Source organism: Kribbella aluminosa (assembly GCF_017876295.1).
Taxonomy (GTDB): Bacteria; Actinomycetota; Actinomycetes; order Propionibacteriales; family Kribbellaceae; genus Kribbella; species Kribbella aluminosa.
This window is the reverse complement of sequence record NZ_JAGINT010000001.1, coordinates 1,953,918-1,974,691: the sequence shown is the minus strand read 5'-3', so window position 1 is coordinate 1,974,691 and position 20,774 is coordinate 1,953,918. Positions and strand designations below refer to the sequence as shown.

The 20,774-nt window shown below is 68.8% G+C and carries 22 protein-coding genes and 1 tRNA gene; 5 read left to right on the top strand and 18 right to left on the bottom strand.

Going from position 1 to position 20,774, the window contains the following annotated elements:
* Positions 1-23 precede the first annotated feature (23 nt).
* The 13 genes from prfA to JOF29_RS09665 all read right to left on the bottom strand — a co-directional run bounded on the left by prfA (position 24) and on the right by JOF29_RS09665 (position 12,951).
* Positions 24-1,100, bottom strand: coding sequence for a peptide chain release factor 1 (gene prfA, locus JOF29_RS09725; RefSeq protein ID WP_209693872.1), 1,077 nt, complete (start codon positions 1,098-1,100; stop codon positions 24-26).
* Positions 1,101-1,185: 85 nt separating this feature from the next.
* Entirely contained in the window at positions 1,186-1,392 is a 207-nt protein-coding gene (rpmE, locus tag JOF29_RS09720; RefSeq protein ID WP_209693871.1) for a 50S ribosomal protein L31, read from the bottom strand.
* A gap of 111 nt (positions 1,393-1,503) precedes the next feature.
* Positions 1,504-3,681 (bottom strand): transcription termination factor Rho, encoded by a 2,178-nt coding sequence (rho, locus tag JOF29_RS09715; protein WP_209693870.1) that lies wholly within the window; start codon positions 3,679-3,681, stop codon positions 1,504-1,506.
* Positions 3,682-4,008: 327 nt separating this feature from the next.
* Positions 4,009-4,914 carry a homoserine kinase gene (gene thrB, locus JOF29_RS09710; RefSeq protein ID WP_307863240.1) on the bottom strand — a complete coding sequence of 302 codons (906 nt, stop codon included), beginning with the start codon at positions 4,912-4,914 and terminating at the stop codon, positions 4,009-4,011.
* Between the two features lie 114 nt (positions 4,915-5,028).
* A complete protein-coding gene (thrC, locus tag JOF29_RS09705) occupies positions 5,029-6,093 on the bottom strand; it encodes a threonine synthase (protein WP_209693868.1) in 1,065 nt (354 codons plus the stop codon).
* Positions 6,094-6,099: 6 nt separating this feature from the next.
* Complete coding sequence (locus JOF29_RS09700; RefSeq protein ID WP_209693867.1) at positions 6,100-7,398, bottom strand: homoserine dehydrogenase; 1,299 nt, start codon at positions 7,396-7,398, stop codon at positions 6,100-6,102.
* Positions 7,388-8,800 carry a diaminopimelate decarboxylase gene (gene lysA, locus JOF29_RS09695; RefSeq protein WP_209693866.1) on the bottom strand — a complete coding sequence of 471 codons (1,413 nt, stop codon included), beginning with the start codon at positions 8,798-8,800 and terminating at the stop codon, positions 7,388-7,390. The genes JOF29_RS09700 and lysA overlap by 11 nt, the downstream gene beginning before the upstream one ends.
* Entirely contained in the window at positions 8,797-10,455 is a 1,659-nt protein-coding gene (gene argS / locus JOF29_RS09690; protein ID WP_209693865.1) for an arginine--tRNA ligase, read from the bottom strand. The genes lysA and argS overlap by 4 nt, the downstream gene beginning before the upstream one ends.
* Before the next feature lie 63 nt (positions 10,456-10,518).
* Positions 10,519-10,932 (bottom strand): type II toxin-antitoxin system VapC family toxin, encoded by a 414-nt coding sequence (locus JOF29_RS09685; protein ID WP_209693864.1) that lies wholly within the window; start codon positions 10,930-10,932, stop codon positions 10,519-10,521.
* Positions 10,932-11,174: a FitA-like ribbon-helix-helix domain-containing protein gene (locus JOF29_RS09680; RefSeq protein WP_209693863.1), complete on the bottom strand. Its 243-nt coding sequence runs from the start codon at positions 11,172-11,174 to the stop codon at positions 10,932-10,934. The genes JOF29_RS09685 and JOF29_RS09680 overlap by 1 nt, the downstream gene beginning before the upstream one ends.
* A 46-nt stretch (positions 11,175-11,220) precedes the next feature.
* Complete coding sequence (locus JOF29_RS09675; RefSeq protein WP_209693862.1) at positions 11,221-11,751, bottom strand: hypothetical protein; 531 nt, start codon at positions 11,749-11,751, stop codon at positions 11,221-11,223.
* Positions 11,752-11,794: 43 nt separating this feature from the next.
* Positions 11,795-11,980, bottom strand: a complete 186-nt coding sequence (locus tag JOF29_RS09670) for a PspC domain-containing protein (protein WP_209693861.1) — start codon at positions 11,978-11,980, stop codon at positions 11,795-11,797.
* A 137-nt stretch (positions 11,981-12,117) separates the two neighbouring features.
* The gene (locus tag JOF29_RS09665; protein ID WP_209693860.1) at positions 12,118-12,951 is read right to left on the bottom strand and encodes a hypothetical protein; all 834 of its coding nucleotides are present in this window, start codon (positions 12,949-12,951) and stop codon (positions 12,118-12,120) included.
* A 79-nt stretch (positions 12,952-13,030) separates the two neighbouring features.
* Between JOF29_RS09665 and JOF29_RS09660 the strand changes: the two genes are divergently transcribed.
* Positions 13,031-13,102: transfer RNA gene (locus JOF29_RS09660), tRNA-Arg, on the top strand.
* 328 nt (positions 13,103-13,430) lie between these two features.
* Here JOF29_RS09660 and JOF29_RS09655 read toward each other — a convergent pair.
* Entirely contained in the window at positions 13,431-13,964 is a 534-nt protein-coding gene (locus JOF29_RS09655) for a helix-turn-helix domain-containing protein (protein WP_209693859.1), read from the bottom strand.
* 97 nt (positions 13,965-14,061) lie between these two features.
* Here JOF29_RS09655 and JOF29_RS09650 point away from each other — a divergent pair, with 97 nt between their 5' ends.
* Positions 14,062-15,561 (top strand): serine hydrolase domain-containing protein, encoded by a 1,500-nt coding sequence (locus JOF29_RS09650; protein ID WP_209693858.1) that lies wholly within the window; start codon positions 14,062-14,064, stop codon positions 15,559-15,561.
* Here the strand turns inward: JOF29_RS09650 and JOF29_RS09645 are convergent.
* From JOF29_RS09645 to JOF29_RS09635, 3 genes are read right to left on the bottom strand one after another with little or no spacing between them, the layout of a single operon-like run.
* Positions 15,542-16,132 (bottom strand): maleylpyruvate isomerase family mycothiol-dependent enzyme, encoded by a 591-nt coding sequence (locus tag JOF29_RS09645; RefSeq protein ID WP_209693857.1) that lies wholly within the window; start codon positions 16,130-16,132, stop codon positions 15,542-15,544. The genes JOF29_RS09650 and JOF29_RS09645 overlap by 20 nt on opposite strands.
* 18 nt (positions 16,133-16,150) lie before the next feature.
* On the bottom strand, positions 16,151-17,341 hold the full coding sequence (locus JOF29_RS09640; RefSeq protein WP_209693856.1) for an RNA polymerase sigma factor: 1,191 nt from the start codon (positions 17,339-17,341) through the stop codon (positions 16,151-16,153).
* Positions 17,338-17,667, bottom strand: a complete 330-nt coding sequence (locus JOF29_RS09635; protein ID WP_209693855.1) for a YciI family protein — start codon at positions 17,665-17,667, stop codon at positions 17,338-17,340. Before JOF29_RS09635 ends, JOF29_RS09640 begins: the two co-directional genes overlap by 4 nt.
* Positions 17,668-17,726: 59 nt before the next feature.
* Here JOF29_RS09635 and JOF29_RS09630 point away from each other — a divergent pair, with 59 nt between their 5' ends.
* Complete coding sequence (locus tag JOF29_RS09630; RefSeq protein ID WP_209693854.1) at positions 17,727-18,110, top strand: VOC family protein; 384 nt, start codon at positions 17,727-17,729, stop codon at positions 18,108-18,110.
* Positions 18,111-18,162: 52 nt separating this feature from the next.
* Here the strand turns inward: JOF29_RS09630 and JOF29_RS09625 are convergent, their stop codons facing one another.
* Positions 18,163-18,324, bottom strand: a complete 162-nt coding sequence (locus JOF29_RS09625) for a hypothetical protein (protein WP_209693853.1) — start codon at positions 18,322-18,324, stop codon at positions 18,163-18,165.
* A 162-nt stretch (positions 18,325-18,486) separates the two neighbouring features.
* Here JOF29_RS09625 and zwf point away from each other — a divergent pair, with 162 nt between their 5' ends.
* Both zwf and cobF read left to right on the top strand, forming a co-directional pair.
* Positions 18,487-19,974: a glucose-6-phosphate dehydrogenase gene (gene zwf / locus JOF29_RS09620; RefSeq protein WP_209693852.1), complete on the top strand. Its 1,488-nt coding sequence runs from the start codon at positions 18,487-18,489 to the stop codon at positions 19,972-19,974.
* A gap of 13 nt (positions 19,975-19,987) precedes the next feature.
* Positions 19,988-20,749: a precorrin-6A synthase (deacetylating) gene (cobF, locus tag JOF29_RS09615; RefSeq protein WP_209693851.1), complete on the top strand. Its 762-nt coding sequence runs from the start codon at positions 19,988-19,990 to the stop codon at positions 20,747-20,749.
* Positions 20,750-20,774: the final 25 nt, after the last annotated feature.

Below are 20,774 nucleotides of genomic sequence, written 5' to 3'. Positions count from 1 at the left end.
AGCGAGGGGGTGTTGTTTTGTGCTCACTGGGTATCGACGGACTCGAGGCGCGCTGCGAGGTCCGCTTCGGTGAGGGCTTTGATGACGGGCTCGAGGTCGCCGCCGAGGACCTGATCGAGGTTGTGGGCCTTGTAGCCGACGCGGTGGTCGGAGAAGCGGTTCTCCGGGAAGTTGTACGTGCGGACCCGCTCCGAGCGGTCCACCGTGCGGATCTGCGAGCGACGGGCGTCCGACGCCTCCTGGTCCGCCGCTTCCTGCGCGGCCGCCAGCAACCGGGAGCGCAGTACCCGCATCGCCTGTTCCCGGTTCTGCAGCTGGGACTTCTCGTTCTGCATCGAGACGACGATGCCGGTCGGCAGGTGTGTGATCCGTACGGCGGAGTCGGTCGTGTTCACGCTCTGCCCGCCCGGACCGGACGACCGGAACACGTCGATCCGCAGGTCGTTCTGGTCGATCTCGACGTCGACGTCCTCGGCCTCCGGCAGCACCAGTACGCCGGCCGCGGACGTGTGGATCCGCCCCTGCGACTCGGTCACCGGTACCCGCTGCACCCGGTGCACGCCGCCCTCGAACTTCAGTTTCGCGTACGGCGCGTCGCCCGGCTCCGGCGTACCCTTTGCCTTCACCGCGACCGTGATCGACTTGTACCCGCCGAGGTCGGACTCGGCCGAGTCCAGCACCTCGGTCTTCCAGTTCTGCGACTCGGCGTACTTCAGGTACATCTTCAGCAGATCCCCGGCGAACAGCGCCGACTCGTCGCCGCCCTCGCCGGCCTTGATCTCGAGGATCGCGTCCTTGTCGTCGTTGGGGTCCCGTGGCACGAGCAGCGTCTGCAACTTGTCTGTCAGCTCGTCCCGCCGCGCCGTCAGCCGCGTGGCCTCCTCCGCGAACGCCGGGTCCTCGGACGCCAGCTCCCGGGCCGCCTCGATGTCGTCGCCGGTCTGCAGCCACTCGTCGTACGTCCGCACCACCGGCGCCAGCGCGGCGTACCGCTTGCCGACCCGGCGGGCGTTGGCCTGGTCGGAGTGCAGCTCCGGCTCCGACATCTGCCGCTCCAGCTCGGCGTACTCCGCCTTGAGCGTTTCCACTGCCTCAAACATGCCGCACTCCTCCCTTCAGGCTGGACAAACACAAACCGCGCGCCGGTTCCGCAAGTGAATGCGGAACCGGCGCGCGGCAGGAAAGCTACTTCTTCGCGTACCGCTTCTCGAAGCGGGCGACCCGGCCACCGGTGTCCAGAATCTTCTGCTTGCCGGTGTAGAAGGGGTGGCACTGCGAGCACACGTCGGCGTGGATGACGCCGTTCTCCGCGGTCGAGCGCGTGGTGAACGTGGCGCCACAGGTGCAGGTCACCGTGGTCTCCACGTACGTCGGATGGATGTCGCTCTTCAAGACAGTCTCCTAGGTTCAGGTGCCCCGGGTCGTTCGCACGGTACGAACGTGAACCGGAACCGACAGACCAGTTTGCCACCCGAGGGCGGCAAACTGGTAATCGAGGGTTGTTCAGTCGCCGTTGGTGGTGCCGTGGCTGGACCCGGTCGACGGGGTGGTCTTATTGACCTGGAGCAGGAACTCGATGTTCGACTTGCTCTCCTTGAGCTTGCCGATCAGGAGCTCCAGCGCGGCCTGCCCGTCGAGTGCGGACAGCACCCGGCGCAGCTTCCAGACCACCTGGGTCTCGTCCTTGGACATCAGCAGCTCCTCGCGGCGGGTGCCGGAGGCGACCACGTCGATCGCCGGGAAGATCCGCCGGTCGGCGAACTCGCGGCGCAGCCGGAGCTCCATGTTGCCGGTGCCCTTGAACTCCTCGAAGATCACCTCGTCCATCTTCGAGCCGGTCTCGATCAGCGCGGTCGCGAGGATCGTCAGCGAGCCGCCGTCCTCGATGTTCCGGGCCGCACCGAAGAATCGCTTCGGCGGGTACAGCGCGGACGAGTCCACACCACCGGACAGGATCCGCCCGCTGGCCGGCGCCGCGATGTTGTACGCACGGCCCAGCCGGGTGATCGAGTCCAGCAGTACGACGACGTCGTGGCCGAGCTCCACCAGCCGCTTGGCCCGCTCGATCGCCAGCTCCGCGACCGTGGTGTGGTCGTCGGCCGGCCGGTCGAACGTCGAGGCGATGACCTCGCCCTTGACCGTCCGCTGCATGTCGGTGACCTCTTCGGGCCGCTCGTCCACCAGCACGACCATCAGGTGTACTTCGGGGTTGTTCGTGGTGATCGCGTTCGCGAGCGCCTGCAGCACCATCGTCTTGCCGGCCTTCGGCGGCGAGACGATCAGGCCGCGCTGGCCCTTGCCGATCGGGCTGACGATGTCGACGATCCGGGTGGTGAGGATCCCCGGCTCGGTCTCCAGGCGGAGCCGCTCGGTCGCGTACAGCGGGGTGAGCTTGTTGAAGTCCTGCCGCTGCTTGGCGATCTCCGGGTCGGCGCCGTTCACGGTGTCGATCCGGACCAGCGGGTTGAACTTCTCCTTGCGCTCGCCCTCCTGCGGCTGCTTCACCGCACCGGTGATCGCGTCGCCCTTGCGGAGGCCGTAGCGCTTCACCATCGAGAGTGCGACGTACACGTCGTTCGGGCCGGGCAGGTAGCCGCTGGTCCGGACGAACGCGTAGTTGTCGAGTACGTCGAGGATGCCGGCCGCGGGGACCAGGACGTCGTCCTCGGAGATCGTCGGCTCGGCGTCGTACCGCTCGCCGCGGCCGCGGTTGCGGCTATTGTCCCGGACGCTGTCCCGGACGCTGTCGCGCCCACCGTCGCGCCCGCTGTCCCGGCCACCGTCGCGACCGCCCTGGCCGTCGCGGGTCCGCTCCCGGTCGCGACCCCGGCGACGCCGGCGACGGCCCTCGCCGTCCTCGCCCCGGTCGATGTTCCGGTCGTTCAGGTCCTGACGATCCTGCCGGTCCTGCCGGTCCTGCCGGTCCTGGCGGTTCCGCTGGTTGTCGCCGCGGTTGTCCCGGCCCTGGTTGTCGCGGCCCTGGTTGTCGCGGCCGCGGTTGTCGCGGCTCTGCTCGCGGTTGCCGTCGCGCTGAGCGTCCCGGCTGTCGCGCTGAGCGTCCCGGTTGTTGTCCCGGTTCTGCTCGCGGTTCTGGTTGTCGCGGCTCCGGTTGTTGTTCCGGTCGCGGGTGCGGCCCTGGTTCTCACCACGGTCGTCGGTGCGCTCCTCGACCTGGCCGGCCTGGGCACCGTTCTGCGCGGCCGGCTCCGGCTGCGGCTGCCTCGCCGCGGGCGCTTCGACGGCGGCCTCGGGGGCGGCACCGTTCTGCCGGGCGTCGTGCTGTACGTCGTGCTGGGCGGGCGCCTCGCTCGGCGCCGCGTCCGTGGCCGCGTCCTTCTGCGCGGCGGCGCGGCTCCGGCGACTGCCGCCGTCGCGCTTGGCCGGCGTCTCGGCGGTCTTCGCCGCCGGCGCCTCGGCCGCCTCGTCGAGCGTCGGCTGCATGGCCTTCGCCCGGCTGCGGCCGGTAGAGCCGCCCGCGGACGAACCCGCTTGAGCGGCCTTGATCGCCTCGATCAGCTGGCCCTTGCGCAGCGCGCCGGTGCCCTTGATGCCGAGCGTCCCGGCGAGCTGCTTGAGCTCGGGGAGCAGCATGCCTTCGAGGCCGCCGCCAGCTTTGCGGCGACGCGTGGCGGTGGTGGCCGCTGCGTCCGCTCCGCTGGAGGCTTCAACAGTTTCTGTCACGTGAGGTCCTTCCCACACGGATCGTCGATGTCCGATACGGCTCATCGACCAATTTCATTCCACCCACGGCCACACAACGGGCACGCGGGGTACAAGAGGGCTCTCGCTCGATCTGAGTCCCCCCGGACATCTCCGACGCAGGCGGCGCAAGGTCACATCCACAGGAGGGTCGCCACACAACACAGGGTGCCGGGAGCACAGCCCGGATCGTGACGAGAGCACACCGATCACCTGGAGGGGATCGGGTGAGTCGAGACTAGCACCACTACGGGTCCTTCTGCCGACTCCCGACGTACAACGCGTGTCCGCCGCGGTACATTCCCCGGGTCAGCCCGCCTCCATGGACCAGACCTGTACGCCGACTGGATCGACTCCCAGTTCGTACTTCGTCCAGCCGTCCGGAGCGTCCGGCGTACCCCGGAAAAACCCGGTCCGACCTGCGCTCTTGTCGTCGTCACCGCCGAGTACGGCGACCGTCGGGCCGGCCCCGCTGACGATCGCGGCCAGACCGCTGCGCCGCAGTTCGTGGACCAGCGCGAGGCTCTCCGGCATCGCCGGTTCGCGGTACTCCTGGTGCAGCCGGTCCTCGGTCGCGGTGAGCAGCAACTCGGGCCGCCCGGTCAGCGCGGCCACGAGCAGTGCGGCCTTTCCTGCATTGGCCGCGGCATCGCTGTGGGAAACAACGCCCGGCAGCAATCCGCGCGCCTCCTTGGTCAGCACGCGATTGTCCGGTACGTAAGCAACCGCGGCAGTTCCAGCCGCCGGCTCCAGCCTGACCGCGCGGCCAAGCTCCTTGTCAGACGTCGTGCCTTCCGTCCAAGCGATGGTGAACCCACCGAGGGCCGCAGCTGCGACGTTGTCGGGGTGCCCTTCGATCTCGTTCGCCAGTACGACGAGACGCTCTCGATCGACCGGCTCGCCGGCCAGCGCGTACGCCGCGGCCAGCCCGCCGACGATCGCGGCCGACGAGGACCCGAGCCCGCGACCGTGCGGAATCCGGTTCTCACACCGCAACGTGAACCCCGGCACCGAGGCCCCCAGCACCTCCAGCCCCGCCCGGATCGCCCGCACCACCAGATGCGACTCGTCCAGCGGCACCTCACCCTCACCACACCCGCTGACCTGCACCGTCACCCCGGACCCGCCCGGCGTGACCACAAGCTCGTCGTACAACGTCAAAGCCAACCCGAACGCATCGAACCCCGGCCCCAGGTTCGCACTCGTCGCAGGCACCCGAACCCGAACCTGATCACACGCCCGCCGACCGCTCGCCTGCTGTGCCTGCGCAGCCGACTCGTCTGCTGCGGACCGGGCCGGAGCGTTCATCTCGCCTCCCACCACAGCTGCTCAGGCCAGGCCGGCGATGCGGGCGACGGCGTCGGTGTCTGCGGGGGTCACCGGTGGTTCTTCGAACGTTGCATGGCTGAGGGCGGTGTCGATGTCCTTCAGGCCGTGGCCGGTGACGGTGATGACCACCGTGGAGCCGCCGGGGAGGTCGCCGTTGGCCTTGGCGAGGAGGAGGCCGGCGACACCTGCCGCGGAGGCGGGCTCGACGAAGACGCCTTCGCGGGCGGCGAGGTCGCGCTGGGCGGTGAGGATCTGCTCGTCGGTGACCAGGTCGATCCGGCCGCCGGACTCGTCCCGCGCGGCCTCGGCCAGCGTCCAGGACGCCGGGTTCCCGACCCGGATCGCGGTCGCGGCGGTCTCCGGCTTCTCGACGATCGCGCCGCGCACGATCGGCGCCGCGCCCTCCGCCTGGAAGCCCCACATCTTCGGCGTCCGGGTCGCCAGCTTGTCCTTGGCGTACTCCTGGTACCCCTTCCAGTACGCCGCGATGTTCCCCGCGTTCCCGACCGGCAGCAGGTGCAGGTCGGGCGCGTCGCCGAGCGCGTCACAGACCTCGAACGACGCGGTCTTCTGCCCTTCCAGGCGCACCGGGTTCACCGAGTTCACCAGCGCGACCGGGTAGTTCTTCCCGAGCTCCCGGACGATCCGCAGACAGTCGTCGAACCCGCCGTCGATCTGCACCAGCTTGGCGCCGTGCACGACCGCCTGCGCGAGCTTCCCCTTCGCGATCCGCCCGGCCGGGATCACCACCAGCGGCAGCATTCCGGCACGTACGGCGTACGCCGCGGCCGACGCCGAGGTGTTGCCGGTGGACGCGCAGACGACCGCCTTGTCCCCCGCCTGCGCGGCGAGCGAGATCGCGACCGTCATGCCGCGGTCCTTGAACGAGCCGGTCGGGTTGTTGCCCTCGACCTTCAGCCACACCTCGCAGCCGGTCTGCTCGCTCAGCCACTGCGCGGCCACCAGCGGCGTACCGCCCTCGCCGAGCGTGACCACCGGCGTGTCCGCCGAAACGGGAAGCCGGTCTCGGTACTCCTCGATCACGCCACGCCACTGGTGAACCATTGTGTATTACTCGCCTTCTACCCGCATCACACTGCTGACTTCACGGACGATGTCCATGTTCCGCAAGGACTCCACGGTCGCGGACAACGCGGCATCGGTCGCGGTGTGGGTGACCACCACCAGCTGCGCGTCACTGCCCCGGCCCTCCTGGCGGACGGTCTGGATGGACACGTCGTGCTCGGAGAACGCGTGGGCAACCGCCGCCAGCACACCGGCCTTGTCGGCCACGTCCAGCGACACGTGGTAGCGGGTCATCGCTTCGCCCATCGGCCGCACGGCCCGCTGGGTGTACGACGACTCGCCGACCCCCGGCACACCCTTGAGCCGGTTGCGCGCGGCGGACACCAGATCCCCGAGGACGGCACTGGCCGTCGGGGCGCCGCCGGCACCACGACCATAGAACATCAGCCGCCCGGCTGCCTTGCTTTCCACGAAAACCGCGTTGTACGCGTCCCGAACACTGGCCAACGGATGCGTGACCGGGATCATCGCCGGGTACACCCGGGCGCTCACCGAGTCGGTCCGCTCGTCCAGCTCGCAGATCGCCAGCGACTTCACCACACAGCCCATCTCCCGGGCGGACGCGATGTCGGTCGCGGTCACCTCGGTGATGCCCTCGCGGTGTACGTCGGCGATCGACACCCGGGTGTGGAACGCGAGACTCGCGAGCAGCGCGGCCTTCGCGGCGGCGTCGAAGCCCTCGATGTCCGCGGTCGGGTCGGCCTCGGCGTACCCGAGCGCCTGGGCCTCCTCGAGTGCCTCGTCGAAGCCGGCGCCGGTGCTGTCCATCTTGTCGAGGATGTAGTTCGTGGTGCCGTTGACGATGCCCATCACCCGCATCACGTCGTCGCCGGCGAGCGACTCGCGCAGCGGCCGCAGGATCGGGATCGCGCCGGCCACTGCGGCCTCGAAGTACAGATCGCGCTGGTGCTTCTCGGCGGCCGCGAACAGCGTCGGGCCGTCCTCGGCGAGCAGGGCCTTGTTCGCGGTGACGACCGAGGCGCCGTGCTCGAGCGCGGTCAGGATCAGCCCGCGGGCAGGTTCGATCCCGCCGATCACCTCGATCACCAGGTCCAGGTCGCCGCGCGACACCAGTGCCTGCGCGTCGGTGGTGACCAGCGCCGGGTCGACCGCGATGTCGCGCTCCCGGCCGGCCCGCCGGACCGCGATCCCCGCGATCTCGAGCCGGGCACCGACCCGGGCTGCCAGATGGTCCGCCTGCTCGGTCAGGATCCGCACCACCTCGGTGCCGACCACTCCGCAACCGAGCAGGCCCACCTTCAGTGGTTTGTCGTCAGTGTTCATCGGCGGTCCCCATGTCCAGGAGCAGCAGGTCGTCTTCGGTCTCACGGCGTACCACGACGCGCGTTCGGCCGTCCTTGACCGCGATCACCGGTGGCCGCGGCACGTGGTTGTAGTTGCTCGCCATCGACCGGCAGTACGCGCCGGTACCCGGTACGGCGATCAGGTCGCCGGGCTGCACGTCGGACGGCAGGAACTCGTCCTTCACGACGATGTCGCCGGCCTCGCAGTGCTTGCCGACCACGCGGGCCAGCGTCGGCTCGGCGTCGGAGTACCGGTTCGCGAGCGTGCAGGAGTAGTCGGCGTCGTACAGCGCGGCGCGGATGTTGTCGCTCATCCCGCCGTCCACCGACACGTACGTCCGGGCCGCGCCGGCGTCCAGCTCGACCTCCTTGACGGTGCCGACCGAGTACACCGTGCACATCGCCGGGCCGACGATCGCCCGCCCGGGCTCGATCGAGACCTTGGGTACGTCGACCTCGAACGCGCGGCACTCGTGCTCGACGATCTTGCCCATCTCGGTCGCCAGCTGCGCCGGGTCCGACGGGTCGTCCTGGGTGGTGTACGCGATCCCGAAGCCACCGCCCAGGTCGAGCTCCGGCATGTCGACGCCGAGCTCCTCGGAAACCCTTGCGTGCAAGGCGATCACGCGCTTCGCGGCCACCTCGAAACCGGACGAGTCGAAGATCTGCGAGCCGATGTGCGAGTGCAGGCCGAGCAGCTCGAGCTCCGGCGCCTCGTTGATCCGGGCAACGGCTTCGAAGGCCGCGCCGGAGGTGATCGAGAATCCGAACTTCTGGTCCTCGTGCGCGGTCGCGATGTACTCGTGGGTGTGCGCCTCGACGCCCGCGGTGACCCGGACCATCACCGGCGCCGTCACCCCGCGCTCGCCGGCCAGGGCGATCAGCCGGGTGATCTCGTGCTGCGAGTCGACGATGATCCGCCCGACGCCGGCATCCAGCGCGCGGGCCAGCTCGGACTCGGACTTGTTGTTGCCGTGGAAGCCCAGCCGCTTCGGGTCGGCGCCCGCCCGGAGCGCCACGGCCAGCTCTCCCCCGCTGCAGATGTCGAGGTTCAGGCCCTCCTCCATCACCCAGCGGACCACCGTCGTACAGAGAAAGGCCTTGCCCGCGTAGTAGACGTCGAAATCCTTGAAGGCGTGCTTGAACGCGCGCGCCCGGATCCGGAAGTCGTCCTCGTCCAGCACGTACGCCGGGCTGCCGTGCTCGGCGACCAGGTCCCGCAGGTCGACGCCGCCGACCTCGAGGGCGCCGTCGCCGTTCTTCTTCGCGGTGTGCGACCAGAGCGCGGTGACCAGGTCGTTGGGGTCCCGCGGCGCGCGCAGCCACGGCGGTGCCCGGTGGCCGATGTCGGCGTGCAGCGCGCCCGCCTCGTGCGCCCTCACATCCGCTCCGGTGCGGAGACGCCGAGCAGGTCGAGCCCGTTGGCGAGCACGGTCCGGGTCGCGGAGACCAGGGTCAGGCGAGCCTTGTGCACCGGCTCCACCTCCTCGTCGCCGCGCGGCAGCACGCGGCAGCTGTCGTAGAACTTGTGGAACGCGGACGCGGTGTCCTCGAGGTAGCGCGCGATCCGATGCGGCTCGCGCAGCTCGGCGGCGGTCGCCACCACCCGGGGGAACTCGGCCAGCGCGCGGAGCAGGTCGCCCTCGCGGTCGTGGCTGAGCAGGCCCGGGTCGAACTCGTCCAGCTTGATGCCGAGCTCGTCGGCGTTCCGCAGGATGGAGGCGAGCCGGGCGTGGGCGTACTGCACGTAGAACACCGGGTTCTCGCTGGCCTGGCGGGTCATCTCCTCGATGTCGAGGGTCAGCGGCGAGTCGGTCGGGTAGCGGGAGAGCGTGTAGCGCAGGGCGTCGACGCCGCCTTCCTCGACCAGCTCGGCGAGCGTGACGATGGTGCCGGCCCGCTTGGACAGCTTCATCTCCTCGCCGCCCTTGAGGATCTTCACCAGCTGGCCGATCAGGACCTCGATGTTGTGCTCTGGGTCGTCGCCGGCGCAGGCCGCGATCGCCTTCAGCCGGTTCACGTACCCGTGGTGGTCCGCGCCGAGCATGTAGACACAGGTCTCGAAACCACGCTCGCGCTTGTTCACGTAGTACGCCGCGTCGGAGGCGAAGTACGTCGGCTCGCCGTTCGACCGGATCAGCACCCGGTCCTTGTCGTCGGTGAAGTCCGTGGTCCGCATCCACAGCGCGTCGTCGGCCTCGTACAGGTGGCCCTGGTCGCGGAGCTTCTGGATCGCATGCGGTACGCCGTCCTGCTCGTGCAGGCTGCGCTCCGAGAACCAGACGTCGAACTTGGTCCGGAAGTGCTCGAGCTGGTCCTGCTGCTCCTTGAGCTGGCGCTCGTACCCCGCCTCGCGGAACGCGATCACCTGCTCGTCCGCGGGCAGCTCGGTGATGCCCGGCACGTCGGCGGCGATCTGCTTGGCCAGATCGAGGATGTACTCCCCGTGGTACCCGTCCTCGGGGATCGGCTCGCCGTTCGCGGCGGCCTTCAGGCTTTCGCCGAACTTGTCCATCTGGTTGCCGCGGTCGTTGATGTAGAACTCGCGGGTGACGCTCGCACCGGCGGCGGCCAGCACCCGGGCCAGCGCGTCGCCGACCGCGGCCCACCGGGTGTGGCCGAGGTGCAGCGGACCGGTCGGGTTCGCCGAGATGAACTCGAGGTTGATCGCCCGGCCCTGCAGGCTGTCGCTGGTCCCGTACGCCGCGCCCGCGTCCAGGATCGCCTGCGCGACCTTGCCCTGGGCATCGGCCGCGACCCGCAGGTTGATGAACCCGGGCCCGGCGATCTCGACCGCGGTGATCGCCTCGTCGTCGCGGAGCCTCGCGGCCAGCAGCTCGGCGAACTGCCGCGGGTTCAGCCCGGAGCGCTTGCCGAGCTGCATCGCGACGTTGGTCGCGTAGTCCCCGTGCTCGGGGTTCTTGGGCCGCTCGACCTTCAACTCGCGCGGCAGCCCGCCCTCGACGGTGATGGTGCCGTCGGCGGCGAGCGCGGCCAGGGCCTGCAGGATCTTCTCAGCGAGCTGTTCCGGAGTCACCGGATCAGCCTAATGGGCCCAACCCCAATCCCTTGACTCACCATCCACAGCCCGGTACGGCGCTCACTCCCAGGGATTGACCAGCTCGACCCCGGTCCCCCGGAAGTCCTTGGTGTTGCGCGTCGCGAGGGTGGCGTCCGCAACCCGGCAGATCGCCGCGATCTGCGCATCCGGATACTCGATCGGCAGGCCTGCACGTTCGCGACCGATCACCACCTCCGGGTAGAGCGCGGCGGCCGCGGCATCGAACGGCAGGATCGAGTCGGCGAACTGCGCGAAGACCTCGTCGGCAGCCGCCGACAGCACTGTCCTCCGCCGTCCGGACGGCATCCGCTCGAGCCCGTACCGGATCTCGGCGACGGTGATCGCCGTTGTCCACAGGGCCTTCGAGCGCTGAGCGGCATACCATTCGACGACGGCTTGGTGGGGTGCCGGTTTCATCAGTTCGGACCCGACATCGGTATCGAACACGATCATCAGTCGAAGTCCACGACCCTGGGCTTGCTGCTCCGTGCCGGGATGTCCAGGTCGACGCCGCCGAGCTCGGCGAAGCGCTCATGGAGCCCCTGCAGGATGTTCGGCTCCTCTTCGTCGAGGCCGACCGCTTCGACGATGATCGCGCGGGCCTCGGCCTCCATCGAGCGGCCGTGCCGGGCTGCTCGAACCCGCAGCCGGTGCTTCACCTTGTCGTCGAGATTGCGCACTGTGATCGCCGCCATCAGGACCACCTCCCTGCGGTCAATGATAGCAGTGATCTCATTGACGTCATCGACGGACAGTGAGCGCGATGTGGCTGTTGCGGGTCAACGGGGCGTCCCAGGTGGCAGGTTGGCTATCAACCGTGACGGTGAGGGCGGTGCAGGCGGCGGCTAGGCAGTGGGGGTTGTAGTGGACGCCCCAGAGGGTGAAGAACTGGGCGAGGGTGGGGCGCTCGGCGGTGGTCTTCGCCTCTACCCAGACGGTGCCGTCGGTGGTGTGGGTGTGGACCGCGGCCTGCTCGGCGCGGAGCTTGTCGATGCCGATGCCGGCCGCGACCTGCACGGGCTTGCCGTCGAGAATGATCGCGATGGTCAGCGTGTACGGCGACGGGCCGGAGAAGTCCAGCGGGAGCCGCTCGAAGCCGGCCTTGTCGATGTACGAGACGGCGTCCCGGGGAGCTTCCCAGGGCGGCGCAGTGGTCCGCAGCTCGGCGGCCGCGGGCGCGGCGGGGCCGAGTTGGCAGCCACCGAGCAGGCCCCCCGCGAACAGCAGGACGCCCGCCGTCCCGACCGCCCGGCGCCACCTGCCTGCTCTCATGAGAGCAGGTTGTCAGGTACACAGGGACAGCCGGGCGCCGGGGTCAGCGCTCCGACGGCATCAGGATCCAGAGCGCGATGTAGATCAGGAACTGCGGGCCCGGCAACAGACAACTGACCACGAAGATCAGGCGCATCGTGTTGGCGGAGATACCGAACCGGCGAGCGAGTCCGGAGCAGACACCGCCGATCCAGCGATCGTGTGACGGGCGGACCAGAGAGCTAGCCATGAGTACCGTTTCCTTTCCATTCCTTTGCACCGTTGGGCTTACGTCCACTATGACGGCACTCAACGGTGGAAAGGTCCCACCGCGCCGGGGTTCCAGGGTCCGCTCAGGGGTCCCCCGTACGACGATCGGCAGGCGCGTCAGCGCTGGAACCGGTACGTCTTGCTGTCGATACCGACGCACACGCCCGGGGACATCACCACGACGCGCAGAGTGCCGTCGGGCTCGTAGTAGTCGATGCCCTCCACCTCGAAGCTGCCGGAGCAGCCACTCTGCAGCGGGAGTTGCCCCAGCGAGGTCACATGGCCGGTGACGTCACTCGAGCCGACCGGGGCGGACAGGTCGACCTGGAGCAGCGGCTTCGTCGTACCGAACAGGCTGCCGTCAGGGTCGTCGGAGGAGCACAGGAGCTGAGTAGCGTTCACGAAATCGCAGCCCTGTACGTCGCGGACCTGGTGGTCCAGGCGGATCGCAGCGGCGTACGGGAGGTTCTTCGAAGGGTCCGTGGCGGCCACACCGGGCATCGGGAGGACCAGGAGGCGGTCCATGGTGCCCCACTCTCCCGTTACCAGCCAGTGCGCATCCGGGCTCACTGCGGCGAAGCTGTTGTTGTTCGCCTCCCAGGACTCCAGGGCATGCGTGTAGTTGGACCAGGTGCCGGACGGCGACTGCACGCGGTACAGCTTCCCGCCGCGGTCGTCACGCTGGTACGGCTCGACGTACCAGCCCTGCGATGTGCCGGGGTCGCCGACGTGGTTCCAGCCGCGGACCAGGAGGTCCGACGGGATGGTCCCGATTCCTGTGTAGCGGTACTGCGTACTTCCGCCACGTGTGACGGTGGCCAGGCCCTGGCTCTCGTCCAACGGGCGGGCGTTGTCAGACCCGACAACATGCCATCCGGTGACGGCCTGGGCCTGGGTGGGTAGAAGGAGGGCGGCTAGCACGACAACAAGAGAGATCCCTAGTTTGCGCATCCCAGGTTTCTAGCACGCCGGTCTGCACCCCGATTCTGGATTTCGATGAACTTCCTGCTACTCTTCTGCACGTTCCTGAGCCCCCGTAGCTCAGGGGATAGAGCACCGCCCTCCGGAGGCGGGTGCGCAGGTTCGAATCCTGCCGGGGGCGCGACAGTTAGTCATTTCTCACCCCGGTCAGCAACGAGATGGCCGGGGTTTGATGCGTTCTGGCCGCCATCCCAGGGCTGGCCCCCAAGGTGGTTCCTTCGCGCCTGGCATGCGGGAGGCGAGTCGGAGTTGCAGGGTCTGGTTGCCAGTCCCGGCAGCGGGGAAAGAATCTGTTGCTATGTGCAAACTTGTTACCCCGCCGTCCGGTACACGCCACCGCACCCGGAGGTACCAAACCCCTCATGCGCTGTGCCCCACCGCCGCACCGCCGGGACGGCGATTCGGCCGACCGGGGCCGCTGGAGCGGGCCGGCCTCCACGCATCCGAGATCAGCTGTCGGGTAGTGAGAACATCGACAGGACCACGCGGTCCTTGCCGGGGGCCCCGATCAGGTAGGGCTCGATCAATTCTGCGAAGCGGGTGCGGAACTCGGTCATGTCTTCCGGGCTCAGGTACATGGCCAGTTGTGAGTAGCCGAGTTGGTCCAGGCGGGGGTAGAGGTCGCCGCTTTCGATCAGGCGGTCGAAGTCTGCGGCCAGGCGGGTGAGCATCATCAGGAATGCTTGGCGGTGCTGGTCGGGGGTCATCGCGCGCGCTTCGCGTTGGTCGATGTGGCCGACCTTGGTTTGGTCGAGGGTGAGGGTTCGTTCGGTGGTGCCGCGGATCTTGCGTTCGCGGACGACGGTCAGGTAGCCGGCGTCGATGAGGGCGGCCACGTGCCGGTACAGCGTTGTGGTGGGGATGTCCGGCAGGTCGCGTTTGAGGTCCGTTGTGGTCACCTCGCGACCCAGCACGCGCTGCGCGATCCGCCAGCGGATCGGGTGCAGCAGGACGTCCAGCACCGGGGTCGGCGACTCCTCCATCGACTCTCCATCAGGGTTCTTTCAGGGTATCCATTGATACCAACGGTGGTAATAATAGCGGCACCGGAACCATTCACTCGCCCGAGGAGACGTTGACGTGTCGCTCACCCGTCGTACTGTGCTCAAGTCCGCGGCTGCCGCCGTACCGGTTGCTGCGTTGACCACTCTGCCCGCATCGGCAACCACCAGCAGGGAACCTGTCGCGATCGGGCGGTTGGCGGCGAAGATCCAGGCCGGGATGGCGAAGTACGCGATCCCCGGCGCCGGGCTCGGCGTCTGGTACCGCGGCCGCGAGTACGTCCGCGGTTTCGGGGTGACCAGTGTGGACACGGGCGAGCCGGTGTCCGCGGACACCGTGTTCCGGATCGGCTCGACCACCAAGACGTTCACCGCGACCGCGATCATGCGGCTGGCCGAGCGCGGCCGGATCGGCCTGGACCGGCCGGTCCGCGCGTACCTGCCGGACTTCGCGACCGCGGACCCGGCGGTCTCGGCCCGGGTCACCGTACGGCAGCTGCTGAACCACTCGGCCGGCTGGCAGGGCGACTACTTCGAGGACACCGGGGACGGCGACGACGCGCTCCCGAAGTACGTCGCGGACATGACGAAGGTCCCGCAGCTGACACCTCTCGGGAAGGTGTTCTCGTACAACAACGCCGCGATCGGCGTCGCGGGACTGATCCTCGAGACGGTGTACGGCAAGACGTACGAGACCGCCGTACGGGAACTGGTCATCGACCCGCTCGGTCTGAACCACAGCCGGTACTTCCGCAATGAGCTGAGCGGCTTCAGTGTCGCCGCGTCGCACAACATCGTGGACGGCAAGCCTGTCGTGGAGCCCTCCTTCGACCGGGTCCCGCGTGGTCTGCACGCGGCAGGCGGGTTGATCTCGAGCCCACGGGACCAGCTGCGGTACGCCCGGTTCCACCTGGGCCACCGCGGTCTCCCCCAGGTGATCAGTGACCGCACCAGGCTGTCCATGCAGTCGCACCCGGGTCCTGGCGGCAGCCTGTTCGTAGAACTGAACGGCGTGGGTGTGAGCTGGATGCTGCGTCCGACGGCGCAGGGGCCGACGGTCGTGCAGCACGGTGGCGACTGGTCAGGTCAGCACTCCGGGTTCCTGTTCGTACCGCAGCGGGACTTCGCGATCACCTTGCTCACCAACTCGGAGAGTGGGCCGTTGCTGGTGGCTGAGCTGTTCGCGGACGACTGGGCGCTGCAGGAGTTCGCAGGGGTCGACAACCTGCCCGCCGTACCGCGGGAGCTGCCGCCGCGCGGGCTGGCGGAGTACGTGGGGACTTACGTCGCGCAGCAGATCGGCTTCGACGGCAAGCCCGAGGAGATCGGGCTTGACCTCACAACCGACGACGGCGAGCTGGTGGCGAGTGCGGGCGGCCAGACGGTGTTCCGCTTCGCCTTCTACCGCAAGGATTTCGTACTGGCGCTGAACGCGGACGGCACGCCGACCCACACGCGCGCCAACTTCGTCCGCGGGAACACCGGCCAGGTCGAGTGGCTGCGCTACGGCGGCCGCCTGTTCCGCTTCCACGCCGCCGGCGCCCGCAAGGCGGCAGCCTTTAGCCACCGTGTGCTTTAGGGAAGGTACGGCCGCTCACTAGGAGCAGGAGGTCCTGGGCGGTGCCGGTGAGTGGTTCGCCGGCACCGTAGGTCCAGTCGAGGTCGGTGGCTTGGAGCTGTACGCCGGTGAGGTCCACGCCGAAGTACTTGAGCTGCCGCGGCTTCATCGCGTCGAGGATTCGGCGGAGGCGGTCCGGGGGTACCTGGCGATCGATGCCCAGTGCAACGGTCATGTCGAGGCCGTGGATCACGTCGTGCGACAGGGCGCCCTCGTAGCCACCGCCCGGCGGCTTCCACGGATTGTTGACATTCTGCTTTAGACAATCGACAAGCTCGGCCGACGTCAGAGTCGACGCGTCCTGCCGCGCCTGCCGGTCGGCGTACCGGTTGAAGTTGCCGCCGGCCCGCACCATCCCGGCCAGGAACCGCGGCATCGGGATCCGGTACGCCATGGTGATGTGTGCGACCACCTCACGCACCCGCCAGCCTGCACACAGCGTCGGCTTGTCCCAGTCCGCCTCCGTCAGCCCGGCCAGCAACTCCGCCAGCTCGGTCCGCTCACCCGCCACAGCGCTTCTGATGTCCGTCATACCCCACCGACGAACGGTTCAGCTCCGGACAGACACCTCCTGCAACCTCTTCTGCAGGTACAGGCGTTCGGCCTCAGTAGCGGCCAAGGCCAGGGCCTCGCGGTAGGCGGTAGCGGCCTCGGTACGTCGGTTCAGCCGGCGGAGGAAGTCCGCGCGGGTGGCGGGGAGCAGGTGGTAGCCGGTCAGCTCGCCGGCGGCCAGCTCGTCGACGAGATGCAGGCCGACAGCTGGGCCGTCTGCCATGCCGATCGCTACAGCGCGGTTGAGTGCAACTACCGGTGTCTGTGGGAGCTGCGCGTACAGGGCAGCGATCTGGGGCCAGTCGGTGTCTGCTGCGGCGCGGGCTGTTGCATGGCAGGCAGCGATCGCCGCTTGGACCTGATACGGGCCGGGCTCGCCATGGCGCAGTGCAGAGTCGAGGACGTCCACGGCTTCAGTGATCTGTGGGCGGTCCCAGCTGGTGCGGTCCTGGTCGTCCAGTGTGACCAGTGCGCCGTCGGGTGCCAGCCGCGTTTCCCGGCGGGAGTCGTGCAGAAGCATCAGTGCGAGAAGTCCGGCGGCCTCAGGTTCGGCCGGCATCAGTTGGACGAGCAGCCGGGCCAGTCTGATCGCTTCAGTGGCCAGCTGGCTCCTTACAACGTCGGAGTACCCCTCGTTGAAGAGGAGGTACAGCACGGCCAGTACGGCGGGTGTGCGCTCGGGCAGGAGGTGTGCGGGCGGTACGCGGTACGGGATGCCGGCGTGCTGGATCTTCTGCTTGGCACGGGTCAGCCGCTTGGACATGGTCGTTTCCGGTACCAGGAACGCCCGCGCGATCTCCGCCGTACTCAGACCAGCCAGTGTCCGCAACGTCAACGCCACCCTGGCCTCCATCGCCAGCGCGGGATGGCAACAGGTGAACATGAGCCGCAGCCGGTCGTCAGGTACGTCGTAGGCCGGATCTGACTGCTCAACCCCCAGCGCGGCCACCTGCTGCAGCTTGGCCGCGCCCACAGCCTCCCGGCGCAGCCAGTCGATCGCGCGGTTGCGCGCGGTCGTGGTCAGCCACGCACCGGGCCTGTCCGGTACGCCGTCCTTCGGCCACCGCTGGAGTGCTGCGGCGAACGCTTCCTGCGCGCACTCCTCCGCCAGCTCCCAGTCACCGGTCAACCGGATCAGCGTGGCGACCACCTGGCCCCACTCCTGCCGGTAGATCTCCTCGAACCTCACACCGGCGGCTCGAACACCGGCCGGATCTCGATCGTGCCGTAGCCCGCCGCCGGGTGCTTCGACGCGATCTCGATCGCCTCGTCCAGGTCGGCGCAGTCGATCAGCACGAAGCCGCCGATCTGCTCCTTCGTCTCCGCGAACGGCCCGTCGGTCAGCAGCAGGTCGCCGTCGCGGACCCGGACCGTGGTCGCCTCGTCCGGCGGCCGCAGCCCGGCCCCACCGGCGACGACACCACGACCTTCCATCTCCTCGGTCCAGCCGTCGCAACCGTCCAACGCGTGCGCGGCGGCCGACTCGTCACCAGCAATCATCAGCAGGTACTTCACGCCCTCATCCTCGCAGGTCTAGCGTCGGCACCAAGGAACTCTTTGGGGGAGGTACGAGGATGACTGGTCGGATCGTGCACTTCGAGGTGCCGTACGACGACGCTGAGCGAGCGCGGGCGTTCTACCGCGAGGCTTTCGGGTGGAACGTGATGGAGATGCCCGAGATGAACTACACGATGGTGTCCACCGGGCCGGTGGACGAGCAGCAGCTGCCGACCGAGCCGGGCTTCATCAACGGCGGGATGTTCCAGCGCAGCGCCGACCTCACCCGGCCGGTGCTGACCGTCGACGTACCGGACATCGACGCCGCCTGGAAGACCATCGAGAGCCTCGGCGGCGAAAAGGTCGGCGAGAAGGTACCGGTCGGCGACATGGGCTTCGCCGCCTACTTCAAGGACCCGGAGGGCAACGTCCTCGGCCTCTGGCAGACGGCCACGGCCTAGGCAGACGGTTCAGGCAAGAGCGCGGCGGTAGCTGCCTGGGGACTGACCGAGTTCACGGCGCGGGGCCTGCTGGATCATCGTCGTGGAGGCCGTCGGCGAGGTCGGGCGGCAGGCCCGGGGCGTCGTACACGGCGCCGACATGCAGGGCAGTACGGGCAGTACGGCGGTGACCGCGGTCGAGGGCGCCCGCCGACCCGTTGCCGACGGCACCCAAGTCCGGTGTACTGGCCGCTGCCCATGCCTTCGAACCGGCCGGCTTCCTCAGGTACCTCAGCGGACACGGTGTGCACTGGTCGGTCGACTGGGGCTGCCTGTTGTTCGGCTGATGGACCTACACTGCGAGGTGTGTTGGCTCCGGTGTCCTCGGGAGGACTGAATGCCTGACCGTACCCAGACCATTGCGTACCCGGCGCCCGGGTCGCGCCCGTCGCGGCGGGATCCGGAGCCGCTGGCCCCGCATGTGATCGTGCTGTTCGGCGCGACCGGCGACCTGGCCAAGCGCAAGCTGCTGCCCGGGCTGGCGTACCTGCAGCAGTCCAAGTTCGCGCCGGACGTGCGGATCATCGGGACCGCGACCGAGGACCTCAGCTGCGACGAGTTCCGGGACCGGGCCCGGCAGGCGGTGGAGAAGTTCGGCACCCACAAGATGACCGACGAGCAGTGGGCGCAGTTCGCCGACCGGCTCGAGTACGTACCGGTGACGGCCGGCCCGGAGGCGCTCGCGTCCGCGGTGAAGAAGGCCGAGGAACTGCTCGGCCCGGACACCCGGCGGCTGCACTACCTGTCGGTGCCCCCGAAGGCGGCCCAGGCGGTGATCGCGATGCTTCGCGACGCCGATCTCGTGGCGCGCGCCCGGGTGGTGATGGAGAAGCCGTTCGGGGACGACCTGGCCAGCGCGATCGAGCTGAACGACTTCGTCCACGAGACCTTCCACGAGTCGCAGATCTTCCGGATCGACCACTTCCTCGGCAAGGAAGCGGCGCTGAACATCCTCGCGTTCCGGTTCGCGAACGGTCTGTTCGAGCCGATCTGGAACCGGAACTTCATCGACCACGTGCAGATCGACATCCCGGAGTCGCTCGGGCTGGACCAGCGGGCCACGTTCTACGAGCCGACCGGCGCGTTCAAGGACATGGTCGTCACGCACCTGATGCAGGTGATGTCGTTCGTCGCGATGGAGCCGCCGACGGCCCTGGAGCCGCGGGCGATCTCGGAGGAGAAGAACAAGGTCTTCCGGTCGATGCTGCCGATCAACCCCGGCGACGTGGTCCGCGGGCAGTACACCGGGTACCGGCACGAGGACGGCGTCGCGCCCGACTCCGACACCGAGACGTTCATCGCGCTGAAGGTCGAGATCGACAACTGGCGCTGGGCCGGCGTGCCGTTCTTCCTGCGCACCGGCAAGAAGATGGCCGAGGGCCAGCGGATCATCTCGATCGCCTTCAAGGAAGCCCCGAAGACGATGTTCCCGGCCGGATCCGGCGTCGGCTCCGAAGGTCCGGACCACCTGACCTTCGACCTCGCCGACTCCTCGCGGGTGTCGCTGTCCTTCTACGGCAAGCGCCCCGGCCCCGGGATGCGGCTGGAGAAGTTGTCGATGCAGTTCTCCACACAGGAGACGGCGGGCGCGGCCGACGTACTGGAGGCGTACGAACGGCTGATCCTGGACGCGATGCGCGGCGACCACACGCTGTTCACGACCGCCGAGGGCATCGAGTCGCTGTGGGACCGCTCCGCGCCGCTGCTGGAGGACCCGCCACCGGCCAAGCCGTACCAGCCGGGCACCTGGGGCCCGAACGCGATCCACCAGCTCATCGCCCCACGCGCCTGGCGCCTCCCCTTCGAACGCGAGTGGCGGGAGTAGTTAGGCTGCCCGTATGCGGGAGATTCTGGTCATCGGTGTCGGGGCGGGCGATCCGGAGCAGGTGACGATGCAGGCCGTGTCGGCGCTGAACCGGGTCGACGTGTTCTTCGTACTCGACAAGGGCGAGGTCAAGCAGGAGCTGGTCGACCTGCGGAGCGAGATCCTGCGGCGGTACGCGACCTCGAAGGAGTACCGCGTCGTCGTCGGGCGGGATCCGGAGCGGGACCGGACGACGCCGGCGTACGTCGAGGCCGTCGACGACTGGCGGCGCCGCCGGGCCGACGTGATCGCCGAGCTGATCGCCGGCGACCTCGGCGAGGACCAGGTCGGGGCGTTCCTGGTGTGGGGCGATCCGTCGCTGTACGACAGCACGCTGGCGATCCTCGACGACATCGCGGCACGGGGTGACCTGGCGTTCGAGGTCGAGGTCATCCCGGGGATCAGCAGCGTCTCGACGCTGGCGGCGCGCCACCGGATCGGCCTCAACCAGGTCGGCCGGCCGATCCAGATCACCACCGGCCGGCGGCTCGCGGCGGAGTGGCCCGACGGGGTGGACGACGTCGTGGTGATGCTGGACGCGCAGACGGCGTTCACCCACCACCTCGACCAGGACGCCCACATCTACTGGGGCGCCTACCTCGGAACCCCGGACGAACTACTGATCTCGGGCCCCGTGCACGAGGTGGCAGCAGAGATCGAGAAGACCCGCACCGAGGCCCGTGAGCGCAAGGGCTGGATCATGGATACGTACCTGCTGCGTAGACCAAAGTCTTAGTGGGTTTGGCCGGGCGGCTGAAGTC

Coding starts and splice junctions, on each gene's coding strand:
- JOF29_RS09680 (WP_209693863.1), bottom strand. CDS start 11,174: ATGGCGGCGATCACAGTGCGCAATCTCGACGACAAGGTGAAGCACCGG.
- JOF29_RS09700 (WP_209693867.1), bottom strand. CDS start 7,398: ATGAACACTGACGACAAACCACTGAAGGTGGGCCTGCTCGGTTGCGGA.
- JOF29_RS09630 (WP_209693854.1), top strand. CDS start 17,727: ATGACTGGTCGGATCGTGCACTTCGAGGTGCCGTACGACGACGCTGAG.
- JOF29_RS09675 (WP_209693862.1), bottom strand. CDS start 11,751: ATGAGAGCAGGCAGGTGGCGCCGGGCGGTCGGGACGGCGGGCGTCCTG.
- JOF29_RS09670 (WP_209693861.1), bottom strand. CDS start 11,980: ATGGCTAGCTCTCTGGTCCGCCCGTCACACGATCGCTGGATCGGCGGT.
- JOF29_RS09665 (WP_209693860.1), bottom strand. CDS start 12,951: ATGCGCAAACTAGGGATCTCTCTTGTTGTCGTGCTAGCCGCCCTCCTT.
- prfA (WP_209693872.1), bottom strand. CDS start 1,100: ATGTTTGAGGCAGTGGAAACGCTCAAGGCGGAGTACGCCGAGCTGGAG.
- thrC (WP_209693868.1), bottom strand. CDS start 6,093: ATGGTTCACCAGTGGCGTGGCGTGATCGAGGAGTACCGAGACCGGCTT.
- cobF (WP_209693851.1), top strand. CDS start 19,988: ATGCGGGAGATTCTGGTCATCGGTGTCGGGGCGGGCGATCCGGAGCAG.
- JOF29_RS09685 (WP_209693864.1), bottom strand. CDS start 10,932: ATGATCGTGTTCGATACCGATGTCGGGTCCGAACTGATGAAACCGGCA.
- JOF29_RS09645 (WP_209693857.1), bottom strand. CDS start 16,132: ATGACGGACATCAGAAGCGCTGTGGCGGGTGAGCGGACCGAGCTGGCG.
- zwf (WP_209693852.1), top strand. CDS start 18,487: ATGCCTGACCGTACCCAGACCATTGCGTACCCGGCGCCCGGGTCGCGC.
- JOF29_RS09655 (WP_209693859.1), bottom strand. CDS start 13,964: ATGGAGGAGTCGCCGACCCCGGTGCTGGACGTCCTGCTGCACCCGATC.